Here is an 828-nt window from a genome sequence, read left to right on the forward strand (position 1 = left end):
GCGCAGCAGCTGCGAATATTCGGTGCGGTTGGTCAGGCCCTTGCTGAGAAGGTCGGTCTTGATACCGAGTTCCTTCTTCACCACCTCGGTCTGCTGCTCGATGGCCGCCTTCTGCGCGTTCAGGCCCTTGACCGACTCGCGATGCATGGCGACCCGCTGCGCCAGGATCGACTGCTCCGAGCGGAAGCGCGCAAGCCTTGCGTCGAACTCCTTCTGCTGTTCGCGGATCAGGTTCTGGAACTCCGGCTGGAACGGCGCCGGCGCGGGCTCGCTGATCGGCGCCAGCCGGTCCAGCCCGTCGCGCTCGGCCTCCAGCCGCGCGGCATTCGCCTTGAGCGCGATCCACTGCCTCGTTAGCCGGTTGAGATCGGCCTCCGGGGCGGTCCGGTCGAGCAGGATGAGTTCCTGGCCTTCGCGCACGCGGTCGCCTTCATGCACAAGCAATTGCCTGATGATGCCGCCCTCGCGATGCTGGATCAGGATGTTGCCGCCGGTCGCCGCGATCGTGCCTTGCGTGATCACCGCGCCCGCCAGCGGCGCGCTCGCTGCCCAAGTGCCGAAGCCGCCGGCAAGAAGCGCGATCGCCGCGTAGCCGGCAAAGGCCGTGCGCCGGAAATCGGTGCGCGGGCGGTCGTGGAAGCTGAGGCTTGGCGCGGACATCGCCTACGACCCGCGGCGGATGGTCTGCGAGGCGCGGATGACCGGGGCGAACGATCCCGTCACCACCGTGCTCCGCTGCGCGCCTGGTTGCCGCAGCACCTCGGCGCTCGGTCCGAACGCCTCGATGACGCCGCCGCGCAGGACCATCACGCGGTCGCAGGCCGCTGC

Annotated in this window: 1 pseudogene; it reads right to left on the reverse strand. The window is 69.1% G+C overall.

Annotated features, from left to right (window positions below):
• Nucleotides 1-660, reverse strand: a pseudogene (locus EOA27_RS38490) (biotin/lipoyl-binding protein); the annotation flags it as partial.
• Nucleotides 661-828 lie beyond the last annotated feature (168 nt).

Origin of the sequence: Mesorhizobium sp. M2A.F.Ca.ET.037.01.1.1, assembly GCF_003998075.1 — a bacterium.
In the GTDB taxonomy this organism is placed as follows: Bacteria; Pseudomonadota; Alphaproteobacteria; order Rhizobiales; family Rhizobiaceae; genus Mesorhizobium.